This window comes from Tibeticola sediminis (assembly GCF_003843835.1).
GTDB classification, from domain to species: Bacteria; Pseudomonadota; Gammaproteobacteria; order Burkholderiales; family Burkholderiaceae_C; genus Tibeticola; species Tibeticola sediminis.
On record NZ_RKQL01000002.1, the window covers coordinates 315,730 to 334,001 of the forward strand.

The 18,272-nt window shown below is 66.4% G+C and carries 19 protein-coding genes; 13 read left to right on the forward strand and 6 right to left on the reverse strand.

Annotated elements, in window-relative coordinates:
• The first annotated feature begins 8 nt into the window (after window positions 1-8).
• Window positions 9-1,103 carry a patatin-like phospholipase family protein gene (locus EDC62_RS06410; protein ID WP_124221743.1) on the forward strand — a complete coding sequence of 365 codons (1,095 nt, stop codon included), beginning with the start codon at window positions 9-11 and terminating at the stop codon, window positions 1,101-1,103.
• 39 nt (window positions 1,104-1,142) lie between these two features.
• Here the strand turns inward: EDC62_RS06410 and EDC62_RS06415 are convergent, their stop codons facing one another.
• Window positions 1,143-2,279: an iron-containing alcohol dehydrogenase gene (locus tag EDC62_RS06415; protein ID WP_124221745.1), complete on the reverse strand. Its 1,137-nt coding sequence runs from the start codon at window positions 2,277-2,279 to the stop codon at window positions 1,143-1,145.
• A gap of 114 nt (window positions 2,280-2,393) precedes the next feature.
• Between EDC62_RS06415 and EDC62_RS06420 the strand changes: the two genes are divergently transcribed.
• A complete protein-coding gene (locus tag EDC62_RS06420; protein WP_124221747.1) occupies window positions 2,394-3,266 on the forward strand; it encodes a YbgC/FadM family acyl-CoA thioesterase in 873 nt (290 codons plus the stop codon).
• A gap of 21 nt (window positions 3,267-3,287) precedes the next feature.
• The gene (locus tag EDC62_RS06425) at window positions 3,288-5,630 is read left to right on the forward strand and encodes an O-antigen ligase family protein (protein ID WP_124221749.1); all 2,343 of its coding nucleotides are present in this window, start codon (window positions 3,288-3,290) and stop codon (window positions 5,628-5,630) included.
• 31 nt (window positions 5,631-5,661) lie between these two features.
• Here EDC62_RS06425 and EDC62_RS06430 read toward each other — a convergent pair whose 3' ends face one another.
• A complete protein-coding gene (locus EDC62_RS06430) occupies window positions 5,662-5,856 on the reverse strand; it encodes a hypothetical protein (protein WP_124221751.1) in 195 nt (64 codons plus the stop codon).
• A 50-nt stretch (window positions 5,857-5,906) separates the two neighbouring features.
• Window positions 5,907-6,839: a CAF17-like 4Fe-4S cluster assembly/insertion protein YgfZ gene (gene ygfZ / locus EDC62_RS06435; RefSeq protein ID WP_124221754.1), complete on the reverse strand. Its 933-nt coding sequence runs from the start codon at window positions 6,837-6,839 to the stop codon at window positions 5,907-5,909.
• 86 nt (window positions 6,840-6,925) lie between these two features.
• Here ygfZ and mltG point away from each other — a divergent pair, with 86 nt between their 5' ends.
• The 6 genes from mltG to EDC62_RS06465 all read left to right on the forward strand — a co-directional run bounded on the left by mltG (window position 6,926) and on the right by EDC62_RS06465 (window position 11,669).
• On the forward strand, window positions 6,926-7,897 hold the full coding sequence (gene mltG, locus EDC62_RS06440; RefSeq protein ID WP_342767067.1) for an endolytic transglycosylase MltG: 972 nt from the start codon (window positions 6,926-6,928) through the stop codon (window positions 7,895-7,897).
• A 5-nt stretch (window positions 7,898-7,902) separates the two neighbouring features.
• Window positions 7,903-8,646: a dTMP kinase gene (tmk, locus tag EDC62_RS06445; protein WP_245968778.1), complete on the forward strand. Its 744-nt coding sequence runs from the start codon at window positions 7,903-7,905 to the stop codon at window positions 8,644-8,646.
• Between the two features lie 37 nt (window positions 8,647-8,683).
• Window positions 8,684-9,697 carry a DNA polymerase III subunit delta' gene (locus EDC62_RS06450; RefSeq protein ID WP_124221757.1) on the forward strand — a complete coding sequence of 338 codons (1,014 nt, stop codon included), beginning with the start codon at window positions 8,684-8,686 and terminating at the stop codon, window positions 9,695-9,697.
• 9 nt (window positions 9,698-9,706) lie between these two features.
• Window positions 9,707-10,075 (forward strand): PilZ domain-containing protein, encoded by a 369-nt coding sequence (locus tag EDC62_RS06455; RefSeq protein WP_124221760.1) that lies wholly within the window; start codon window positions 9,707-9,709, stop codon window positions 10,073-10,075.
• 108 nt (window positions 10,076-10,183) lie between these two features.
• Window positions 10,184-10,993 (forward strand): TatD family hydrolase, encoded by an 810-nt coding sequence (locus tag EDC62_RS06460; protein ID WP_124221762.1) that lies wholly within the window; start codon window positions 10,184-10,186, stop codon window positions 10,991-10,993.
• A complete protein-coding gene (locus tag EDC62_RS06465) occupies window positions 10,986-11,669 on the forward strand; it encodes an ankyrin repeat domain-containing protein (protein ID WP_124221765.1) in 684 nt (227 codons plus the stop codon). Before EDC62_RS06460 ends, EDC62_RS06465 begins: the two co-directional genes overlap by 8 nt.
• 207 nt (window positions 11,670-11,876) lie before the next feature.
• Here the strand turns inward: EDC62_RS06465 and EDC62_RS06470 are convergent, their stop codons facing one another.
• Window positions 11,877-13,010, reverse strand: coding sequence for a branched-chain amino acid ABC transporter substrate-binding protein (locus EDC62_RS06470; RefSeq protein WP_124221767.1), 1,134 nt, complete (start codon window positions 13,008-13,010; stop codon window positions 11,877-11,879).
• Between the two features lie 204 nt (window positions 13,011-13,214).
• Between EDC62_RS06470 and EDC62_RS06475 the strand changes: the two genes are divergently transcribed.
• Window positions 13,215-13,421: a hypothetical protein gene (locus EDC62_RS06475; RefSeq protein ID WP_124221770.1), complete on the forward strand. Its 207-nt coding sequence runs from the start codon at window positions 13,215-13,217 to the stop codon at window positions 13,419-13,421.
• 151 nt (window positions 13,422-13,572) lie between these two features.
• Here EDC62_RS06475 and EDC62_RS06480 read toward each other — a convergent pair whose 3' ends face one another.
• The gene (locus EDC62_RS06480; RefSeq protein WP_124221773.1) at window positions 13,573-14,019 is read right to left on the reverse strand and encodes a DNA polymerase III subunit chi; all 447 of its coding nucleotides are present in this window, start codon (window positions 14,017-14,019) and stop codon (window positions 13,573-13,575) included.
• Window positions 14,019-15,554, reverse strand: coding sequence for a leucyl aminopeptidase (locus EDC62_RS06485; RefSeq protein WP_124221775.1), 1,536 nt, complete (start codon window positions 15,552-15,554; stop codon window positions 14,019-14,021). Before EDC62_RS06485 ends, EDC62_RS06480 begins: the two co-directional genes overlap by 1 nt.
• A 27-nt stretch (window positions 15,555-15,581) precedes the next feature.
• On the opposite strand from EDC62_RS06485, the gene lptF reads away from it, so the two are divergent.
• The 3 genes from lptF to EDC62_RS13230 are packed head-to-tail and all read left to right on the forward strand — an operon-like array spanning window position 15,582 to window position 18,234.
• Window positions 15,582-16,691, forward strand: coding sequence for an LPS export ABC transporter permease LptF (gene lptF, locus EDC62_RS06490; RefSeq protein WP_124221777.1), 1,110 nt, complete (start codon window positions 15,582-15,584; stop codon window positions 16,689-16,691).
• Complete coding sequence (lptG, locus tag EDC62_RS06495; RefSeq protein ID WP_124221779.1) at window positions 16,688-17,785, forward strand: LPS export ABC transporter permease LptG; 1,098 nt, start codon at window positions 16,688-16,690, stop codon at window positions 17,783-17,785. Before lptF ends, lptG begins: the two co-directional genes overlap by 4 nt.
• On the forward strand, window positions 17,782-18,234 hold the full coding sequence (locus EDC62_RS13230; protein ID WP_124221782.1) for a sirohydrochlorin chelatase: 453 nt from the start codon (window positions 17,782-17,784) through the stop codon (window positions 18,232-18,234). Before lptG ends, EDC62_RS13230 begins: the two co-directional genes overlap by 4 nt.
• Window positions 18,235-18,272: the final 38 nt, after the last annotated feature.

Genomic DNA, 18,272 nt, shown 5'->3' on the forward strand with positions numbered 1-18,272 from the left:
CTGCCCTCATGGCCACCTCCGCACTGCGCATTTATGCCGGACCCGTTGCCCGGCGGCATCTCGAGCAAAACGGCCTCGCGCCGCAGGACGTGGGCGTCATTCCGGCGGCTGCGGGCGGACCCAAGGGGCTGATCCTTGGGCCGCTCGATCGCTTTTTGTTTGGCGAGTGGCTGACGCGCAGCACGCAGCCGGTGCATCTCGTGGGCGCCTCCATCGGCGCGTGGCGCATGGCCACCGCCTGTCTGGACGACGCGGTCGCCGCGTTCGAACGGCTCGAGCATGACTACATCCGTCAGCACTACGAGCTGCCGCCGGGGCAGAAGCGCCCAAGCGCCCGGCAGGTCAGCGAGACCTTTGCCCGTAACCTCGAACTGTTTTATGGCGGCCGGGTCGGCGAAGTGCTCGGTCACCCGCGATACCGGCTGCACATCCTCACCTCGCGCGGGCGCCATGTGCTGCGGCGCGAGCACGGGCTGTTCACGCCGCTGGGTTACCTGGGCGCTTTTGCGAGCAACGTGGCGCAGCGGCGTGCGCTGGGGGCCTGGCTCGAACGGGTGGTGTTTTCCACCACGCCCCACGCCCTGCCGTTTGCCACGCGGGACTTCCGCACCCGGGCCTTGCCGCTCACCGAACAGAATTTCATGCCCGCGCTGCAGGCCAGTTGCTCGATTCCCTTCGTGTTGCAGGCGGTGCACGACATCCCCGGCGCACCGCCTGGGGCGTATTGGGACGGCGGCATCACCGACTACCACCTGCACCTGGATTACGCCTCGTGCCCGCAGCCTGGGCCCGGCGCGGGCCTGGTGCTCTACCCGCATTTTCAAAAGCAGGTCGTGCCGGGCTGGCTCGACAAAGCGCTGAAATGGCGGCACGGATCGAGTTCGTTCCTCGACACCACCGTCGTGCTCGCGCCCGACCCCGAATGGGTCCGCCGTCTGCCCAACGGGAAACTACCCGACCGTACCGACTTCACCCGCTACGGGCCCGACCTGGCCGCCCGCGTGCAGGCCTGGAGCGCCGCCTCTGCGGCTGCCCGCCAACTCGCCGACGAATGGGCCGCCTGGCTGGAGCGGCCGGACCTGCGGCGGGTCGAGGCGCTTTGAGGTTCAAGCAAACCCAGCGCGCGGCGTCGCCCGCAGCACTCACAAACTCTCCAGCAACATCCGTCGATAGTCCTCGGCGCTCGCCAGGCGCGGGTTGGTTTTGTGGCAGTGGTCGGCGAGGGCCCCGGCGATGATGGCGTCGAAGTGCGATTCGCGCACCCCCAGTTCGGCCAGGCCGCTGGGCAAGCCCAGGCCTTGGTTGAGCGCCCGCACCGCGTCGGCCAGGTCGGCGCGGGCGGGCAGGCCCATCGCCTGCGCCATCCGCTCGAGCCGGCGCTCGCGACGGATCGATTCCGCCTCGGCGTTGAAGCGGATCACCGCGGGCAGGAACACTGCGTTGAGCGTGCCATGGTGCAGCCGTGGGTCGAGGCCACCGAGGCTGTGGCTCAAGCTATGCACGCAACCGAGCCCCTTTTGAAACGCGAGCGCCCCCTGCATGGACGCGCTCATCATCTGCAGCCGGGCCTCGCGGTCTTGGCCGTCACGCGTGGCGCGCTCGATGTGGGCCCAGCCGCGCGCCAAGCCATCGAGCGCGATGCCGTCGGCCGGCGGATTGAACGCAGGCGCCATGAAGGTTTCCATGCAGTGCGCAATGGCGTCCATCCCGGTCGCGGCGGTCAGGCGCGGCGGCAGGCCCAGCGTGAGCTCGGGGTCGAGAATGGCGGCCTTGGGCACCAGATGCCAGGAATGAAACCCGAGCTTGCGCCCGTCGTCCACGATGACGATGGCGCCGCGCGCCACTTCGCTGCCGGTGCCGGCGGTGGTGGGCACCGCGATCACGGGCGCGACCCGCTCGGTGATCTTGGGCGAGCCGCCCTCGATGGTGGCGTAGGTTTTGAGCGGCCCCGGATGCGTCGCCGCAATCGCCACCCCCTTGGCGCAGTCGATGGCCGAGCCGCCGCCGAGCGCGATCAAGCCGTCGCAAGCAGCCTCACGATAGACGGCCACCGCCTGGCGCACTGCTGCCTCGGTGGGGTTGGATGGTGTGCCGTCATAGACCGCATGCGCCACGCCGGGCAGAGCGGCGAGCGCGCGATCGAGCAGGCCCGCGGCGCGCACCCCGGCGTCGGTCACAATCAGCGGGCGGCGGATGCCAACGCGCGCGCACTCCTGCGGCAGCAGGGCCAATGCGCCATCCTCGAATTGGATCTGCGTCACGTAATGGATGAGGGCCATGTCTGTGTCTCCTGTGGGGTTCGCTCTGATGCGTCCATGCTGCCATGTTCAAGGCGTCACGGGCGTCACCTGTGTAACGCCGGTGTCCGCACGTCTTTGGGCGGGAGGTCGTCGATGAAGCGCTCCGACTTTCGCTGCCTGACCCGGCTGCGCGTGCGCTGGGCCGAGGTGGACATGCAGAAAATCGTCTTCAATGCGCACTACCTGATGTATTTCGACACGGCCATCGCCGACTACTGGCGCGCGCTCGGCCTGCCGTATGAGGCGGCGATGCAGGCCCTGGGCGGTGACCTGTATGTGCGTAAGGCCAGCGTCGAATACCACGCCAGCGCCCGTGCCGACGACACCCTCGAGATCGGACTGCGTTGCGCGCGCGTCGGCCATTCGTCTTTGGTGTTCACGGGCGGGGTGTTCCGCGGCGAGCAGTTCCTCGTCGGTGGCGAACTGATCTATGTCTTCGCCGACCCTGCCACGCAGACCGCGCGGCGCGTGCCCGATGCCTTGCGCAACCTGCTGGCCGACTTTGAAGCCGGCAAGCCCGTCGTGCGCGTGGCCACCGGTGCGTGGAGCACGCTGGGCGCCGCAGCGTCGGCGGTGCGCACCGAGGTGTTCGTGGCGGAGCAAGGCATCCGCGCCGAAGACGAGTGGGATGTGGACGACGCCACCGCGGTGCATGCGGTGGTGTTCAACCGGCTCGAGCAGCCGCTGGCCACGGGCCGCTTGCTGCAGCACGCCACTGGGGTCGGGCGCATCGGCCGCATGGCGGTGATCCGCGCCATGCGGGGCAGCGGATTGGGCGCGCGCGTGCTGCGCGCACTGCTCGACGCGGCCTGGGCCCGCGGCGACCAGGAGGTGATCCTGCACGCGCAGCGCAGCGCTGAGGCTTTCTACCGCCGGTTGGGCTTCGTGCCGCGCGGTGCGGCCTTCGAAGAGGTCGGCATCGAGCACATCGAAATGGCCATGCCCCGTCCCCCCGCCCAGGCCTGAGCGGCTTCCCCGAGCGTACCGATGGCCCGAAAGCAAGCCCACGGGGCCCCAACGAGCAACGCGACTCTTGCACCGAAGCGCGCGAGCGCCGCCGCTGTCGATCTGCCGAATCAGGCCGCGCCGCTTGGTGCCAGCGCAGCCCCGGCTCGCGCAGCGCGTCACGGATCGCCGCTGCCCGACGACGGCGGCGCCACCGTGGTGATGGCCCTCACGCTGGTGCTCGCGCCGGCGCTGGGGGTGCCCAGCGAGGAAATGCTGCAAGACACGCTCAAATCCATGATCGTGGCCTGGGGCACGCTGATCGCCGCGACCCTGTTTTTTTGGGCGCAGCGCTCGCGCACGGAGCCGCTGCGCTGGCACGGCGCGGTGTGGCTGCCGCTCGCCCTGATGGGCTGGGCGCTGGGCAGCATGGCCTGGTCGCACACGTATTTGGCGGGGGTCGAGGCGATCCGTTGGGCCATCCTCGCACTGCTCCTGTGGCTGACGCTGCAACTGGCCGATGGGCCGCGGGTGGACCGCTTGCTGCTCGGCGTGCACGCGGGCGCGGTGGTGGCCTCGGTCTGGGCGGCGCTGCAGTTCTGGGTCGACTTCAGTGGGTTCCCGCAGGGGCCGAACCCCGCGTCCACCTTCGTGAACCGAAATTTCTTCGCCGAGTTTGCGGTCTGCACGCTGCCGTTCTCGGCGCTGCTGATGCTGCGCACACCCGCGGGCGCACGGCGCTGGCTGTGGGCTGCGAGTACGGGCTTGACGCTGGTGGCCGTGCTGATGACCGGCACACGCTCGGCCTTGCTGGCACTCGTGTTCGCTGCTGTGGCGCTGCCGCTCGCGCTGTGGCGGTATCAGGCGGCGCTCGCGGCTTCGGGCTGGCGTGGGCGCGAGCTGGGGCAAGCGGCGGGCGTGGTGCTCGGGGTGGTTCTGGTGCTGGGCTTCATTCCTACGGGCAACCCCAAACTCTTGGAGGAGAACCGCGTCGAGCATCGGGGTGTCACCGCCATCGAGCGGGCGCTGGCACGCTCGCGCTCGATGACCGAGGCCGAGGAATACACGCAGCGCTCGTTCTCGATGCGCTGGGGCATGTGGAAGGCCACGACGCGCATGGCGCTCGCGCACCCGCTCACCGGCGTGGGCGCGGGTGCCTGGGAGGTGGAGATTCCGCGCTACCTGCCGCGCGGCTCACAACTCGAAACCGACTACTACGCCCACAATGAGCTGCTGCAACTGCTCGCGGAATATGGGCTGGTCGGCCTGTTGTTCCTGCTCGCTCTGCTGGGCTGGCTCGCGACGGCCGCATGGAGGACCTGGAGCCGGGCGCTGCCGGACCGTGCGGCCAGCGACGCCCCGCATGGGCAGGACGCGACGGGGGACGGCGTCTTGCGTGCGTTCACGCTGCTCGGGCTCGGGATGTTCCTGATCGTCAGCAACGCCGGCTTTCCGTGGCGGCTGGCAAGCACCGGCGCCTGGTTCGCGCTGGCGCTGGGCCTGCTGGCGGCGACGGACGCACGCGGGTTCGCTGCGGGCGATGGGGGCTCGCTGGCGCGCCTCGGGGCCCGCGCGCTGCCGTGGAGTCCGGTGCGCTCGCGTTTGGCGCTCGCGGCGCTGGGGCTCGCGTTGGCGCTGGCGGCCTACATCAGCCAGCAGGCGGCCGAAGCCGAGCGCAAGATCGTGTACGCGGTCAAGATCGCGCTCACCATCAGCCAATCCGGCGCGTACAACGACCCCCGCTGGGATGGCCTCAAGCGCGAAATGCTGCAAAGCCTGCGCGAAGGCATCGCCATCAACCCGCACTACCGCAAAATCACTCCCATGGCCGCCGACGAAATGGCGCGCTGGGGCGACTGGGCCAACGCCACCTGGGTGTGGGAGTCGGTTCTGGCCTCGCGGCCCTATGTGGTGGCGCTGCTGGCCAACGTGGCGCGTGGCTATGCGCAGATGGGGCAGATCGACAAGGCCGTGGTGTTGCTCATGCGCGCGCGCGATATTCAGCCGGAGGCGCCCTCGCTCGACTCACTCGAAGTGATTCTGCTCAGCCGCAGCGGCCGCGAAGTCGAGGCCTACTCCCTTGCCAAACGCCTGGTGGAGCAGGGCCGGTACGACTTCGATTTGCTCAACGGCGCCTATGTGCTCGGCGGCCGCGCGAAGGACTGGCCGCTGGCGCTGCGCGCGCTCGAACTGCGCACCCAGCGCTGGCCCCAATATGCGATCGACGGCTTCCTCAAGAGCGGCGACATCTGGGCCGCCGACAACAGCGTGCATGACGAGGCCAAGGCACTGGCCGCGTACCGTGCTGCGCTGGCGGCGGCGCTTCCTGAGCAAAAAGGCGCGGTGCGCGACCGCATTCCGGAGCCGTATCGCAGCCGGCTGTGAGCGCGGCGCCGCCTCCGCGCGTCGGCTCAGCCTAAATCCGGCAGTTGGGCGCGCCCGTGCGGGCCGTCATCGGGCGCGCGGGCAAGGCGCAAACCACAGCCATGGCGGGCGCCATGGCGAGGATTTGCAACGCTGCCCCCGGGCCCGAAGGCGGCTCGAACGGGCGCGCAGCGCTCACCCAAGCGGTGAAGGGCCTGCGCACCGAAAATTGTTGAAAAATCAACACCTTGATTTTCGCGAGAAGCGGTCAACTGCCGGATTTAGGCTCAGTGGCGATCAGACGTCGGCCAAGAGCGCGTAGGGCAGGGGACGCAGCGACAATGCCGGTCCATCCGCGGCGCCCAGGTGCAGGTCGGCGGCCTCGGCCGCGCTGATCTGCAACGAGGCGATGGCATCAAAGCCGCCGAAAGGCGAGGGGGCTGCTTGCGCCACCAGCCCGCAGGGCTGCTCGGGGTCGGCCGCGCGGAACACCTCCTGGCCCGCGCGAAGCTCGACTTCCCCGTGCACGAGATAGCCCCGGCGTTTGAGCACGCCCCGGAACTGGCTGCGCGCAACCACCTCTTGGCCCGGATAGCAGCCCTTCTTGAAGTTCACGCCGCCAACCGACTCGTAATTGAGCATCTGCGGCACGAACTGGTCGGAAATCGCTGCGCTGACCCAGGCCACACCGCTTTGGACCTCGGCCCATTGCCAGAGGACGGGGTCGAGTTCCGCCCCGGCGGGCGCGGGCGTGCCGCGCGGGGCGATCCAGAGCGCGCGGGATAGGCTGGGCGCTGGATGCAGAAAAACCAGTTTTCCCGAGCCAAAATCCTTGCACGCCAGCGTCTTTCGGTCTTCTTCTGCTATCGAAGAAAGAGCATTCCCAAGCAGGCCGCGCAGTTCGTAGGCGGGGCTGGCATCGCTCAGGCGCACCTTGGCGCGCAGCACGAACATCGACAGTCGCTTGAGCGTGGTCTGCAGCACGTCGGCCTGACAGACCAGCAGGATTTCTTGCGGCGTGGGCTTGATGCCGATGAAGCTCGCCAGCATGCGGCCCTTGGGCGAGCAAAACGCCGCCAAGCGCGCCTCATCGGGCCCGAGCAGCAGGAAATCCTGCGTCAGCTGGCCGTGCAGAAAGCGCGCGGCGTCTTCGCCTTCGGCACGAATCACGCCCAGTTGCGGCAACGCAGCCACGCCATGGAGGGAGAGGGGGGGAGTCCGTTCATTCATCGACGCTTGCATCATGCCCTGAATTATGATGATCGATTGTCTTCGAGCCAGTTTCCCATGAAGGTAGCAGCGTCGTGCGTCGGGTCTTGAAAGCACTGTGGGTCACGGTGCTGCTGCTGGGCGGCGCGGGCCTGTGGTGGATCCACCAGCCGCTGCCGATTTCGGGCGAGGCGGTCGATCTCTCGATCGAGCCCGGCACGCCCCCGCGTGCGGTCGCGCAAGCCGTAGCCGATGCGGGCGTGCCGGTGTCACCGCTCGCGCTGTATGCCTGGTTTCGGCTCTCAGGCCAGGCACGGCAGATCCGGGCGGGCAATTACGCGCTCGAACCGGGCACCACGCCGCGCTCGCTCCTGCGCAAGCTCGTGCGCGGCGAGGAGAGCTTGCGCACTCTCACCATCGTCGAAGGCTGGAACTGGCGACAGGTGCGCGCCGCGCTGGCGCAAGCCTCCGACCTGCGGGCCGACAGCCGGGCACTGGACGACGCCACCCTCATGCAGGCGCTGGGTCGGCCGGGCGTGGCACCCGAGGGCCGCTTCTTCCCCGACACCTACACCTATGCCAAAGGCGCCAGCGACCTCAGCATCCTGGCGCGGGCGATGCGGGCCATGGACCACCAACTCGCCGCGGCCTGGGCGCTGCGTGCCAGCGACCTGCCGCTCGCCAGCGCTGAAGAGGCGCTCATCCTCGCGAGCATCATCGAGAAAGAAACCGCCCGCGAGCAAGACCGCCGCTTGATTGCCGGCGTGTTCATCAACCGGTTGCGCCGCGGTATGCCGCTGCAGACCGATCCAACGGTGATCTACGGGCTCGGCGAGCGCTTCGACGGAAACCTGCGCAAGCGCGACCTGCAGACCGACACGCCCTGGAACACCTACACCCGCAGCGGCCTGCCGCCCACGCCGATCGCCATGCCTGGGCGCGCTTCGCTGCTTGCCGCCGTGCAGCCCGCAACCACCGACGCGATTTACTTCGTCGCGCGCGGCGATGGCAGCAGTCACTTCAGCGCCACGCTCGAAGAACACAACCGAGCGGTCAACCGGTATCAGCGCGGACAATAGCCCCCATGACGATCCGTACCCCCATGATCGAGACGCCGCGCGGCTGCTTCATCAGCTTTGAAGGCATCGACGGCGCAGGTAAGTCGACGCATATCGAGCCCTTGGCGCAATGGCTGCGCGAACGCGGGCAGACAGTCGTGGTGACCCGGGAGCCGGGCGGCACGCCGCTTGCGGAGGCGCTTCGTTCCATGGTCCTTCACGACGCGATGGACACCTTGACCGAGGCGCTGCTGGTCTTTGCCGCGCGGCGCGACCATCTGCTGCGGGTCATCGTTCCGGCGCTCGATCGTGGCGCGGTGGTCTTGTGCGACCGGTTCACCGATGCCAGCTTCGCCTACCAGGGCGCGGGCCGGGGCTTGTCGGACGACATGCTCACCCAGCTCGAGCATTGGGTGCAGAGCGTTCCGGATACGCCCGGCGACCCCGCCCGAGCAACCGGTGGCGCAGCCTCGGAACCCAAGGCTGCGTCGGAAGCTCAGCGCTGGATCGAGCCGGATCTGACGCTTTGGTTCGACATCACGCCAGAACAGGCCGCCGAGCGGCTCGCCCGCGCCCGCACACCTGACCGCTTCGAGGCCGAAACCCTCGGATTTTTCGAGCGCGTGCGGCTTGGCTACGCCCGGCGCGCGCAAGCGGCGGCCGGTCGGATCGTGCGCGTCGATGCCGCGCAGCCACCGGAGCTCGTCTGGCATCAGGTCACCGAAGCCGTCGCCAGCCGCTGGCCGCTGCCCTCTGGCCGCTGCAAGTGAACACACTTGGCCACCCTCTCCTGGATGTTGCTTGCCCATGCCGACCCTGCCGCCTTGGTTGATGCCCGCTCTGGCGCAGCTTCTGGAGCGCCGCGGTCACGCGTTTTTGATTCTCGGACCGAGTGGACTCGGCCAGCGGGAGCTGGCCCTGGCGCTGGCTCAGGCCTGGCTGTGTGATGCACCGACGGCCGACGGGGCTTGCGGTGCCTGTGCCAGCTGCCATGCAATCGAAGTCCGCGCGCATGCGGACCTGGCCGTGCTGATGCCCGAGACTGATCTGCTGGCACTCGGCTGGCCCTTGCCCGAGAAGGCGCAGGCGGACATCGATGAGAAGCGCCGCAAGCCCAGCGCCGAAATCCGCGTCGAGGTTCTGCGCGACGCCATCGAGTTTTCCCAACGCACCAGCGCCCGCGGTCGAGGCAAAGTGGTGCTGATCGACCCCGCCGACCGGATGAACGAAATCGCTGCCAACGCTCTGCTCAAGACGCTCGAGGAACCCGCGGGAGAAACGCGCTTCGTGCTGGCCACGCAGGCTGCGCACCGCTTGCCCGCGACGATCCGCAGCCGTTGCCAAAGCGTCAGTCTCGCTTGGCCCAGCAGCGCAGAGGTGCTTCCGTGGCTGGAGCGGCAGGGCGTCGCGGCCGAGGACGCGCGCGCCTTTCTGCGCTTGGCCGGTGGCCTGCCCTTCGAGGCGCTGCGCCTCGCGCAAGGAGATCGCAGCGCCGCGCAGTGGGCGGCGATGCCCGCGGCTTTGGCCCGTGGCGACGCATCCGCCTTGAGCGGCTTGACGCTCGCCCAATCGATCTCGTTCCTGCAAAAACTGTCGGTCGACCTGATGACTCGTCGTCTGGGTGGCCCACCGCGGTTTTTTGAGCCCCAGGATCTCCCTGTGGCCCGAGCGGAGGTGGACTCGGCTGCGGCGCTCGCTGCCTTGAGCGCCTGGGCCAAGGCGCTCTTGCGCGCTGCGGAAACAGCAGACCACCCGTTTCAGCCGGCTCTGGCTCTGGAAGCCCTCGCTGCACAGGCCCACAAAGTCCTGCGCATGGCCTAAACTTCGCACATGTCCACGCCGCCCGCCGCTTCCTCAGCCGCTTCGCGCTCGAACGTCATCCAACTCGCCATCAAGGAGAAGGCGGCTTTGTATGCCGCCTACATCCCCTTGTTCAAGGACGGGGGCATCTTCGTTCCAACCGCCAAGGAGTACCAGCTTGGCGACACCATCTACATGCTGCTGACGCTGCCCGACGATCCGCAGCGTTACCCGGTGGCCGGCACCGTGGCCTGGATCACGCCTCGAGCTTCGGGCACCCGCACCCAGGGGGTCGGGGTCCGTTTGCCCAGCGACGAAAAGTCGCGGCAACTCAAAATCAAAATCGAGCAGATGCTGGGCGCGCACTTGGCATCCGAGCGCCCAACCCAAACCCTCTGAACGGGGCCCGCGTCAGCCGGTCCTGGGCGCTGGCGGTGAAGCGCATGCGTCAGCCCGCCCGGGCGCGCCCAACCGCCGGATTTAGGTCGAACCCCTTTGCAGCCCTTCATGTTTACCGACTCACACTGTCATCTGACTTTTCCTCAGCTCGCGGAGAATTTCGCGTCCATACGCGCGCAAATGCGCGAGGCCCGAGTCACGCGCGCCCTGTGCATCTGCACCACCATCGAAGAATTTGACGACGTCCACGCGCTCGCGCTTCGCGACGAGGGTATCTGGGCCTCGGTGGGCGTCCATCCCGACAACGAGGGGGTGACCGAACCTTCCATAGCCGACCTCGTGGAGCGTGCGGCCAAGCCGCGGGTGGTCGCGATCGGCGAGACCGGCCTCGACTACTACGACCTCGAAGGCCGCAAAGGCGGTCGTGGTATCGAGGCCCTCGAATGGCAGCGCGATCGCTTTCGCACACATATCCGGGCCGCACAACGAGCCGGCGTACCGCTGGTGATCCATAGCCGCTCGGCAGCCGAAGACACCTTGAGCATTCTTCGGGAAGAGGGGGAGGGGCAGGGCAGTGGCGCCGGCGGCGTGTTTCACTGCTTCACCGAGTCGATGGAGGTCGCGCGCCAGGTGCTCGATCTCGGCTACTTCATTTCGTTTTCAGGCATCGTGACCTTCAAAAACGCGATCGCCCTGCAAGAAGTGGCGCGCTTCGTCCCAGATGACCGCTTGCTGATCGAAACCGACAGTCCTTATCTGGCACCCACGCCGCATCGAGGCAAGCTCAACACGCCGGCCTATGTGCCACTGGTGGCGGCGAAGCTGGCGGAACTGCGCGGCAGCGATCCCGAGGCGATCGGCGCGCTGACCAGCGCCAATTTCGATCGGCTGTTTTCGCGGGTGCGTGAACATGGCTGAGCGCTTTCGGCATTGGCAGCCGCGCCGCCGCACGCTGTGGCTCGGCGCGCTGGCGGCGACGGTTTTCGGGCTCGCGGAAGCCGGCTCCTATGAGGATTTCTTCACGGCCGTGTTGCGCGACGACGCCGATTCCGTTCGGCGGCTGTTGCAGCGCGGGTTCGATCCGAACACGCCGAACCCCGAAGGCGAAACCGCGCTGTTGATGGCGATTCGCGAAGGCTCGCGGCAAGTGGTCGAGTTGCTATTGGACGTTCCGGCCGTGGACGTCGAGCGGCGCAACCACCATGACGAGAGTCCATTGATGCTCGCCGCGATCAAAGGCGAACGCGCTTGGGTACAGCGATTGATCGCCCGCGACGCGGACGTCAACAAGCCGGGTTGGACGCCGCTGCACTATGCGGCCAGCCGAGGCCATGTCGAAATCATGCAGCTCCTGCTCGATGAGCATGCGTACATCGACGCCGCGTCCCCCAATGGAACGACGCCCTTGATGATGGCCGCCCGGTACGGCACGCCGGCGGCCGTCAAGTTGTTGCTCGAAGAAGGCGCAGATCCGAGCTTGAAAAACGATTTGGGGCTGACCGCGATCGACTTTGCGCAGATGGCAAAAAACGCAGAGTCCGCAGAACTGATCGCCGCATTCATCCGTGCCCGGCGGCCCAAGGGCGAATGGTGAGCCGCATTGGCCATTCGGTCCTGGCGGGGATGGCTGACCGATGCGATCCCGGCGATCGCCTTGCTGGGTTATACGATGTATATTATGTAAAGTCATAAATGACGTCTGCACAGGCGTCCATGCAAAGCCTGTGTTCCCGCCACTGCTCCGACCTCACCACAAAAAAGCCACCCGAAGGTGGCTTTTTCTTCGTGTATCGGCCGAAGATCAGTTCAGCGCAACCTTCTTGCCGTCTTTGTAGACGGACAAGGTCACGGCCGGGTTCTTCAGCTCGCCGTTCGGCTCGAACTGGATGTTGGCCGTCACACCTTTGTAGTTCGTCTTGATGATTTCGGGCGTGTAGACCTTCGGGTCGGTCGAGTTGGCACGCTTCATCGCGTCGACCAGCACGAAGGTCGCGTCGTAGGTATACGGGCTGTAGATCTGGAACTGGCCCGGGAACTTCGCGTCGTAACGCTTCTTCCACTCGACACCGCCCGGCATCTTGGCGATCGAAGAGCCGCCTTCGGCACAAACCACGTTGCTCAAGCTCTTGGCGCCCGCGGCGATCTTCACGATTTCGTTCGTGCAGATGCCATCGCCACCGAAGAACTTGACGTTGGTCAGGCCCAGTTGGTCCATTTGACGGAGCATGGCGCCCGCTTGGGCGTCCATACCGCCGTAGAACACGGCGTCGGGCTTCTTGGCCTTGATCGCGGTCAGAATGGCCATGAAGTCGGTGGCCTTGTCGTTGGTGAATTGCTGGTCGACCACCTTGAGGCCTTTGGACTCGGCGGTCTTCTTGAACACTTCGGCAACGCCCTGACCATAAGCCGTGCGGTCATCGATGACGGCCACGGTCTTGAGTTTGAGCGCATCGGCGGCGTAGTACGCGAGCGCCGCACCCAGCGAGTTGTCGTTGGCAATGATGCGGTACGTGGTCTTGTAGCCCGGCTTGGTCAGATCGGGGTTGGTCGCCGCGCCCGTGATGTGCGGAATACCGCAATCATGGTAGACCTTCGAAGCGGGGATCGTCGTGCCCGAGTTCAGGTGGCCCACCACGCCGTTGACCTTGGCATCGCAGAGCTTTTGAGCGACGGCGGTGCCCTGCTTCGGATCGGCCGCATCGTCTTCGGGGACGATCTCAAACTTGACCTTCTTGCCCCCGATCACGATGTTTTGCGCGTTGAGGTCTTCGATGGCCATGCGCACGCCGTTTTCATTGTCCTTGCCATAGTGCGCCTGCGGGCCGGACATCGGAGCCACGTGTCCGATTTTCACGACCTGCACGTCCTGCGCCACGACCAGGCCGGAAACAGCCGCTAGCGAAGCCAACACCGTCAGTTTCAGTTTCATTTGCATGTTCACAATCTCCAAAGTAGGAAGGTCAACGTTGATTGAATTCAACGTTGAAACGATAGCGCAAAAAAGCCCTTGAATCCATTAGCGTGTTCCCGGGTGTGGGCATCGACGAGCAAGCGGCTAGCCTTTGGAAGCATCCGGACGGGCCGGAGCTTGAGGGGGGATCTCTGCCTCTCTCAGAGCGTCCCGAGCAGGGTCAAGGCCGTGCGCCCGCATCCGCTGCAGTTCATCCAGCAAACGCCGGCGGACACGTTCCAATTCGAGATCGAGCACTTCGACCATCCGGGCTTCGAGCGCCGCAAAAACCGCCCCCGGGTCGCAAGATTCCGGGAGATGCACCGGATCGAGCGCATCGGGTTCGACTGCGGGCGCAAGTTCCGCCAGTCGTTCCGCTTCGTCGAACTTCTCTGAGACTGCGCTTGGCTCCGCCTCGGCCGACGGGCCTGAAAATGCTTCGGTGGGAACGTGTGGCGCGGACTCCCTGCAAGCAAGGCCGTCACCGATCGGTCGCAGCACTTCGGTCAGGATGGGCAAGGCGGCAGCGGGTGGCGCTTGCAGTCGCTCAGGCATCGGCGCCCCCTGCCCTGAGGCTTAAATCATGGTGCTGCGGCTTGCAGCCGTGCGCGGTGTAGCCGCGCCAAAGTTGGCGCGCCTCGGCCACCGAGGACGGATTGTCGCCGACGATTTCGACCACTCTTTCAAAGCCAGACCATCCGGGAGCCAGAGTGGCCCCAAGGTGGATCAGCGTCTCTGCCGGGGGCGCGGCCTCGCGCTCCTCGTACAGCAAGACCGGTGTGTACCGCCGCAGCGGCTCGGGGACGCTGCTGCGGCAGTGCGGCACGAACGACTGCGCATCTGCCGACCACAGGGCGCGGTCGATCAGGCTCAAGCGCTCCGAGTTCGCGCAGATGGCCACCGTGGAGCCACGGGTGAGCATCCGGCGCACGACCCGACAGACCTGGGCCGTCGGGTCGTGCGCGTTCAACAAGAAAAAAACCTCCGGCTTCATCAACCCTTCGCAGGCCGTGGGCGACGGCCCCGTGCCTGTGGCGAATCTGCTTGAGGGGAGGCCGCAGCGGCCGGTGCTGCTTCCGTGAGGTGATGGGCGACCGAGAGCAAATAGCTGAGGAGCAAGCCCACCGGACGACCGGTCGCCCCCTTGGCCTGCCCACCTTTCCAGGCGGTACCGGCAATGTCCAGATGCGCCCATTCCAGCCCTTCCACGAAGCGCTGCAAGAACTTTGCGGCCGTGACCGCGCCCGCAGCGCGGCCCGCCACGTTGGCGACGTCGGCAAAGTTGGTTTTGAGGCCCTCGGCGTACTCATCGTCGAGTGGCATCCGCCAGCACAGGTCTTGGGCCGACTCGCCCGCTCGCTCGAGGGCGGCGGCCAGCGCATCGCTGTTGGAGAAGAGCCCGCTGCGAACGGAACCGAGAGCGATCATGCAGGCCCCGGTCAGGGTCGCGATGTCGATGACGGCGCGCGGTTCGAACCGTTTGGCGTAGGTGATTGCGTCACACAGCACCAGGCGGCCCTCTGCATCGGTATTGAGGATCTCGATCGTCTGACCGCTCATGCTGGTGACGACATCGCCGGGTTTGACCGCCTTGCCATCGGGCAGGTTTTCGCAAGCGGGGATCAAGCCGACGACATTGATCTTGGGCTGCAGGCGCGCCAAGGCCCGGAAAACGCCGAGGACGCTCGCCGCGCCACTCATGTCGAACTTCATTTCATCCATCTCGGCAGCCGGCTTGATCGAGATACCGCCGCTGTCGAAGGTGATGCCCTTCCCCACCAACGCAACCGGGGCCTCGCGCCGCGCGCCGCCGCGGTAGTTCAGGATGATGAAGCGCAGCGGCTCATGGCTGCCCTGGGCGACCGCCAGGAACGCGCCCATGCCGAGTTTTTCGACTTCCTTGGGCCCCAGCACTTCGCAATCGATGAGCTTGCTGCCTTTGGCGATTTCCTGCGCGGCTTTGGCCAGGCGGTCGGGCGTGGCATGGTTGGCCGGGCGGTTCGCCCATTCGCGGGCGAACTCGACGCCTTCGGCGATGGCTTGGGCCTCGGCCAAAGCCGCGCCGAGTTCGGCGTCGGGCTGGGCAAGTCCCAAGCTCACGCGCTCGAGCTTGCGTGGCTCGGGCTTGCTCTTCGTGGCGGTATAGACATAGCTGGATTCGGAAGCCGCAAGAACCGCGGCGCGCAGACCGCGCGCGTCGACCGCGCCGGCAAAGGCCACGACGAGATGGCGAACCGATAGGGTGCGCAAGAGGCTGACGCCTGCCGACACCGCTTGGCGCAGCGCCTGCGGCGTTGCATCGGCGCAACCCGCCAGCACGACGCGCCGTGCCGCCACGCCCGCAGGCTGCCAAAGCTGCAGGGTCTTGCCGGCTGCAGTTTCCAGATCGCCCGACTCGAGCGCTTCAGCGACCAGTTTGGGCAAGCCGGATCGGCCGCCTTTGTAGGCATGTGGCACCAAGACGAGGAGGCCATCGCACGGCGTTTGCGCGGCCGAGGCGAGGTCGAGGGGAAGAATTTCGAAGTCCATAATTGGCGGTTTGAGAACGATCGGTCGATGTTATTCCATTCCTCCATCCGCAGTGAGCTCGGGCGAAACTTCGCCGCCAGCCTGGTCGTGCTGGCGACGATCGTCATGTCGATCATGCTCATACGCACTTTGGGGCTGGCCGCGCGGGGATCGGTGAGCCCGTCCGATGTGTTGCTGGTCATGGGATTCACGGTCCTGGGTCACCTGCCGACGCTCCTCGCGCTGAGCCTCTTCATCGCCATCGTCGCGACCTTCTCACGGATGTATGCGGACAGTGAGATGGTGATCTGGTTTTCGAGTGGCGTGGGGCTGGCCGCGTTCACGCGGCCCTTGTTGCGGTTTGCCTGGCCGATCCTGGTGGCGGTCGGACTGCTCGCCGTGTTTGCCTGGCCTTGGGCCAATCGGCAAATCGACGAGCTGCGGGGCCGCTACGAGCAGCGAGGCGATATCGAGCGGGTGACGCCTGGGCAGTTTCAGGAATCGGCCGACGGCAGTCGGGTGTTTTTCATCGATCGTGACAGCCCCGACAGCCGTCAAGGGACGAACGTCTTCATTTCTTCGACGGAAAACGGACGCCTCGCAGTGATCTCGGCGCGGATGGGGCGCTTGGAAACGATCGATGGGCAACGTTTTTTGGTGCTGTTGGATGGCCAACGGATCGAGACCCCCGCCGATGGCTCGCTGGCCATCGAGGTCAGCGAGTTCGATCGCTATGGCGTACGGATCAAAGACCGCTCGGTGAACCTCGATCCGGCGCGGCCGGCGAAAGCGATCCCGACCTGGAACTTGCTGCAGAGTCCGACCCCGACGAACCGGGGCGAGCTGGCCTGGCGCTTCGGGCTCGTTTTGGCAGCGGCGAATCTGGTGCTGCTGGGGCTGGTCGTCACGAACGTGCACCCGAGAGCGAGCCGCAGCGGCAACCTGCTGCTGGCCTTGCTGACCTTCGTGGTGTATTACAACCTCATCAACCTCGGCCAGGCCTGGATCGCGCAGGGGCGGATGGGTTTGGCGAGCCTGCTGTTGGGCCTGCATGGGACAGCCTTTGTTTTGGGTGCGGGATGGCTGGCCGTCCGGCACAGCGGCTGGCATTGGCGTCGATGGATCCCGCGGGCAAACCGTGAATCGAGGGCGGCATGAAAACGATCCGCCGACTGATCCACGCCGAGGTGTTGCAGGCCGTGGGCTTCGTTGCCCTTGGATTCCTGGCCCTCTTCCTGTTTTTCGACCTCGTCGACGAATTGCCGCAGGTCGGCCGCAGCGGCTCGGGCTACCGGATCGCGCAAGCCTTGGGCTATGTGCTGCTGCTCGTGCCCTCGCATCTGTACGAGGTGTTGCCGATTGCGACCCTGATCGGGACGGTGTTCGTCATGGCGCGGCTCGCCCAGAGTTCGGAGTTCACCATCCTGCGCACCAGCGGGCTCAGCCCGGCGCGGGCGCTCTGGACGCTGCTCCAGGTCGGTATGCTGCTGACCGCCTCGACCTTTTTGATTGGTGACTATGTCGTTCCGCAGGCGAATCGGGCTGCGCAGCTGCTCAAGGCGAGCTACCTGGGCCTGATCACCGTGGGCCAAACCGGGGCCTGGCTCAAGGAACATCAGGACGGCCTGTCCTACTCCGTGAATGTGCGGGCCCTGGACGGTGACGGTTCGATGCAGGGGATACGGGTGTTCGCCTTCGACGCGACGGGCCGGTTGCAGTTGCAGATCCAGGCGCCGCGGGCCCGTTTCGCGCCCGAGGGGTGGGTGATGGAAGACGTCACGCGCACCTACTTTACGCGCGACGACCGTGGCCCGCGGGTGGCGCGCGCGACCGACCCCAGATGGACTTGGCAGACGGGCTTGACGGCCGAGATGGTTTCGGCAGCGCTCCTCAATCCCGAGCGGATGAAGGCGTGGGATCTGTTCGTCTACCAGCAGCATCTGCGGGCCAATGGGCAAAGCGCCTTGAAATATGAAATCGCCTTTTGGCGCAAGGTGTTCTACCCCTTGAGCTGCCTCGTGATGGTCGTGCTCGCCCTGCCCTTCGCTTACTTGCACTTCCGCTCCGGCAGCATCACCAGCTATGTCTTCGGCGGCGTCATGGCCGGCATCAGCTTCTTTCTGCTCAACAACCTGTTTGGCTATCTCGGGACCGTGCAAAGCTGGTCGCCCTGGTTGGCAGCGGCTGCGCCCAGCCTGGTCTACTCGATGCTGTCGCTCGGCGCCTTTGGATGGCTGGTCTTACGCCGATGAATCCACCCCGAAACGCCATACCCAAAGAGCCGCCCTGCGCGCGCGCGGCGGTCGAACACGGGGCTCAGCCAGCCCCGAGGGCGGCCCTGGTCTTTCTCGCCCACGGTTCTCGTGACCCGCTTTGGTCGGGGTTTCTCGATGCGGTCATCGAACGAGCCTTGGCTCAGAATTCCGAAGCCTGCATCCGCAAGGCTTTCCTCGAGTCCATGGCGCCCAGTTTGCTGGACGAGGTCGATGCGCTCACCGCCCAGGGGGTGTGCCGCGTCGTCATCGTTCCACTGTTCTTGGGCTCGGGGCGGCATGTGCGGGAAGATGTGCCGGCTGTGGTTGCGGCCTTGCGCGCGCGGCATCCTTCCTTGGAGATCGATCTGCGCGCCTCTGCCGGTGAAGACCCCGCCGTGCTCGATTTGCTCGCCCGCTTGGGTCTCGAAGCCTTGGGTGCGCGCTGAAGCTTCGGTGCGCAGGTGTTTGGGTGAAGCCGAAGAAC

Excerpts from the sequence above, each read along its gene's own strand:
- lptG (WP_124221779.1), top strand. The coding sequence starts at position 16,688 with ATGAAAACGATCCGCCGACTGATCCACGCCGAGGTGTTGCAGGCCGTG.
- EDC62_RS06470 (WP_124221767.1), bottom strand. The coding sequence starts at position 13,010 with ATGCAAATGAAACTGAAACTGACGGTGTTGGCTTCGCTAGCGGCTGTT.
- EDC62_RS06460 (WP_124221762.1), top strand. The coding sequence starts at position 10,184 with ATGTTTACCGACTCACACTGTCATCTGACTTTTCCTCAGCTCGCGGAG.
- lptF (WP_124221777.1), top strand. The coding sequence starts at position 15,582 with ATGTTATTCCATTCCTCCATCCGCAGTGAGCTCGGGCGAAACTTCGCC.
- EDC62_RS06420 (WP_124221747.1), top strand. The coding sequence starts at position 2,394 with ATGAAGCGCTCCGACTTTCGCTGCCTGACCCGGCTGCGCGTGCGCTGG.
- EDC62_RS06410 (WP_124221743.1), top strand. The coding sequence starts at position 9 with ATGGCCACCTCCGCACTGCGCATTTATGCCGGACCCGTTGCCCGGCGG.
- ygfZ (WP_124221754.1), bottom strand. The coding sequence starts at position 6,839 with ATGAATGAACGGACTCCCCCCCTCTCCCTCCATGGCGTGGCTGCGTTG.
- tmk (WP_245968778.1), top strand. The coding sequence starts at position 7,903 with ATGACGATCCGTACCCCCATGATCGAGACGCCGCGCGGCTGCTTCATC.
- EDC62_RS13230 (WP_124221782.1), top strand. The coding sequence starts at position 17,782 with ATGAATCCACCCCGAAACGCCATACCCAAAGAGCCGCCCTGCGCGCGC.
- EDC62_RS06425 (WP_124221749.1), top strand. The coding sequence starts at position 3,288 with ATGGCCCGAAAGCAAGCCCACGGGGCCCCAACGAGCAACGCGACTCTT.
- EDC62_RS06450 (WP_124221757.1), top strand. The coding sequence starts at position 8,684 with ATGCCGACCCTGCCGCCTTGGTTGATGCCCGCTCTGGCGCAGCTTCTG.
- EDC62_RS06465 (WP_124221765.1), top strand. The coding sequence starts at position 10,986 with ATGGCTGAGCGCTTTCGGCATTGGCAGCCGCGCCGCCGCACGCTGTGG.
- EDC62_RS06455 (WP_124221760.1), top strand. The coding sequence starts at position 9,707 with ATGTCCACGCCGCCCGCCGCTTCCTCAGCCGCTTCGCGCTCGAACGTC.
- EDC62_RS06485 (WP_124221775.1), bottom strand. The coding sequence starts at position 15,554 with ATGGACTTCGAAATTCTTCCCCTCGACCTCGCCTCGGCCGCGCAAACG.
- EDC62_RS06415 (WP_124221745.1), bottom strand. The coding sequence starts at position 2,279 with ATGGCCCTCATCCATTACGTGACGCAGATCCAATTCGAGGATGGCGCA.
- EDC62_RS06480 (WP_124221773.1), bottom strand. The coding sequence starts at position 14,019 with ATGAAGCCGGAGGTTTTTTTCTTGTTGAACGCGCACGACCCGACGGCC.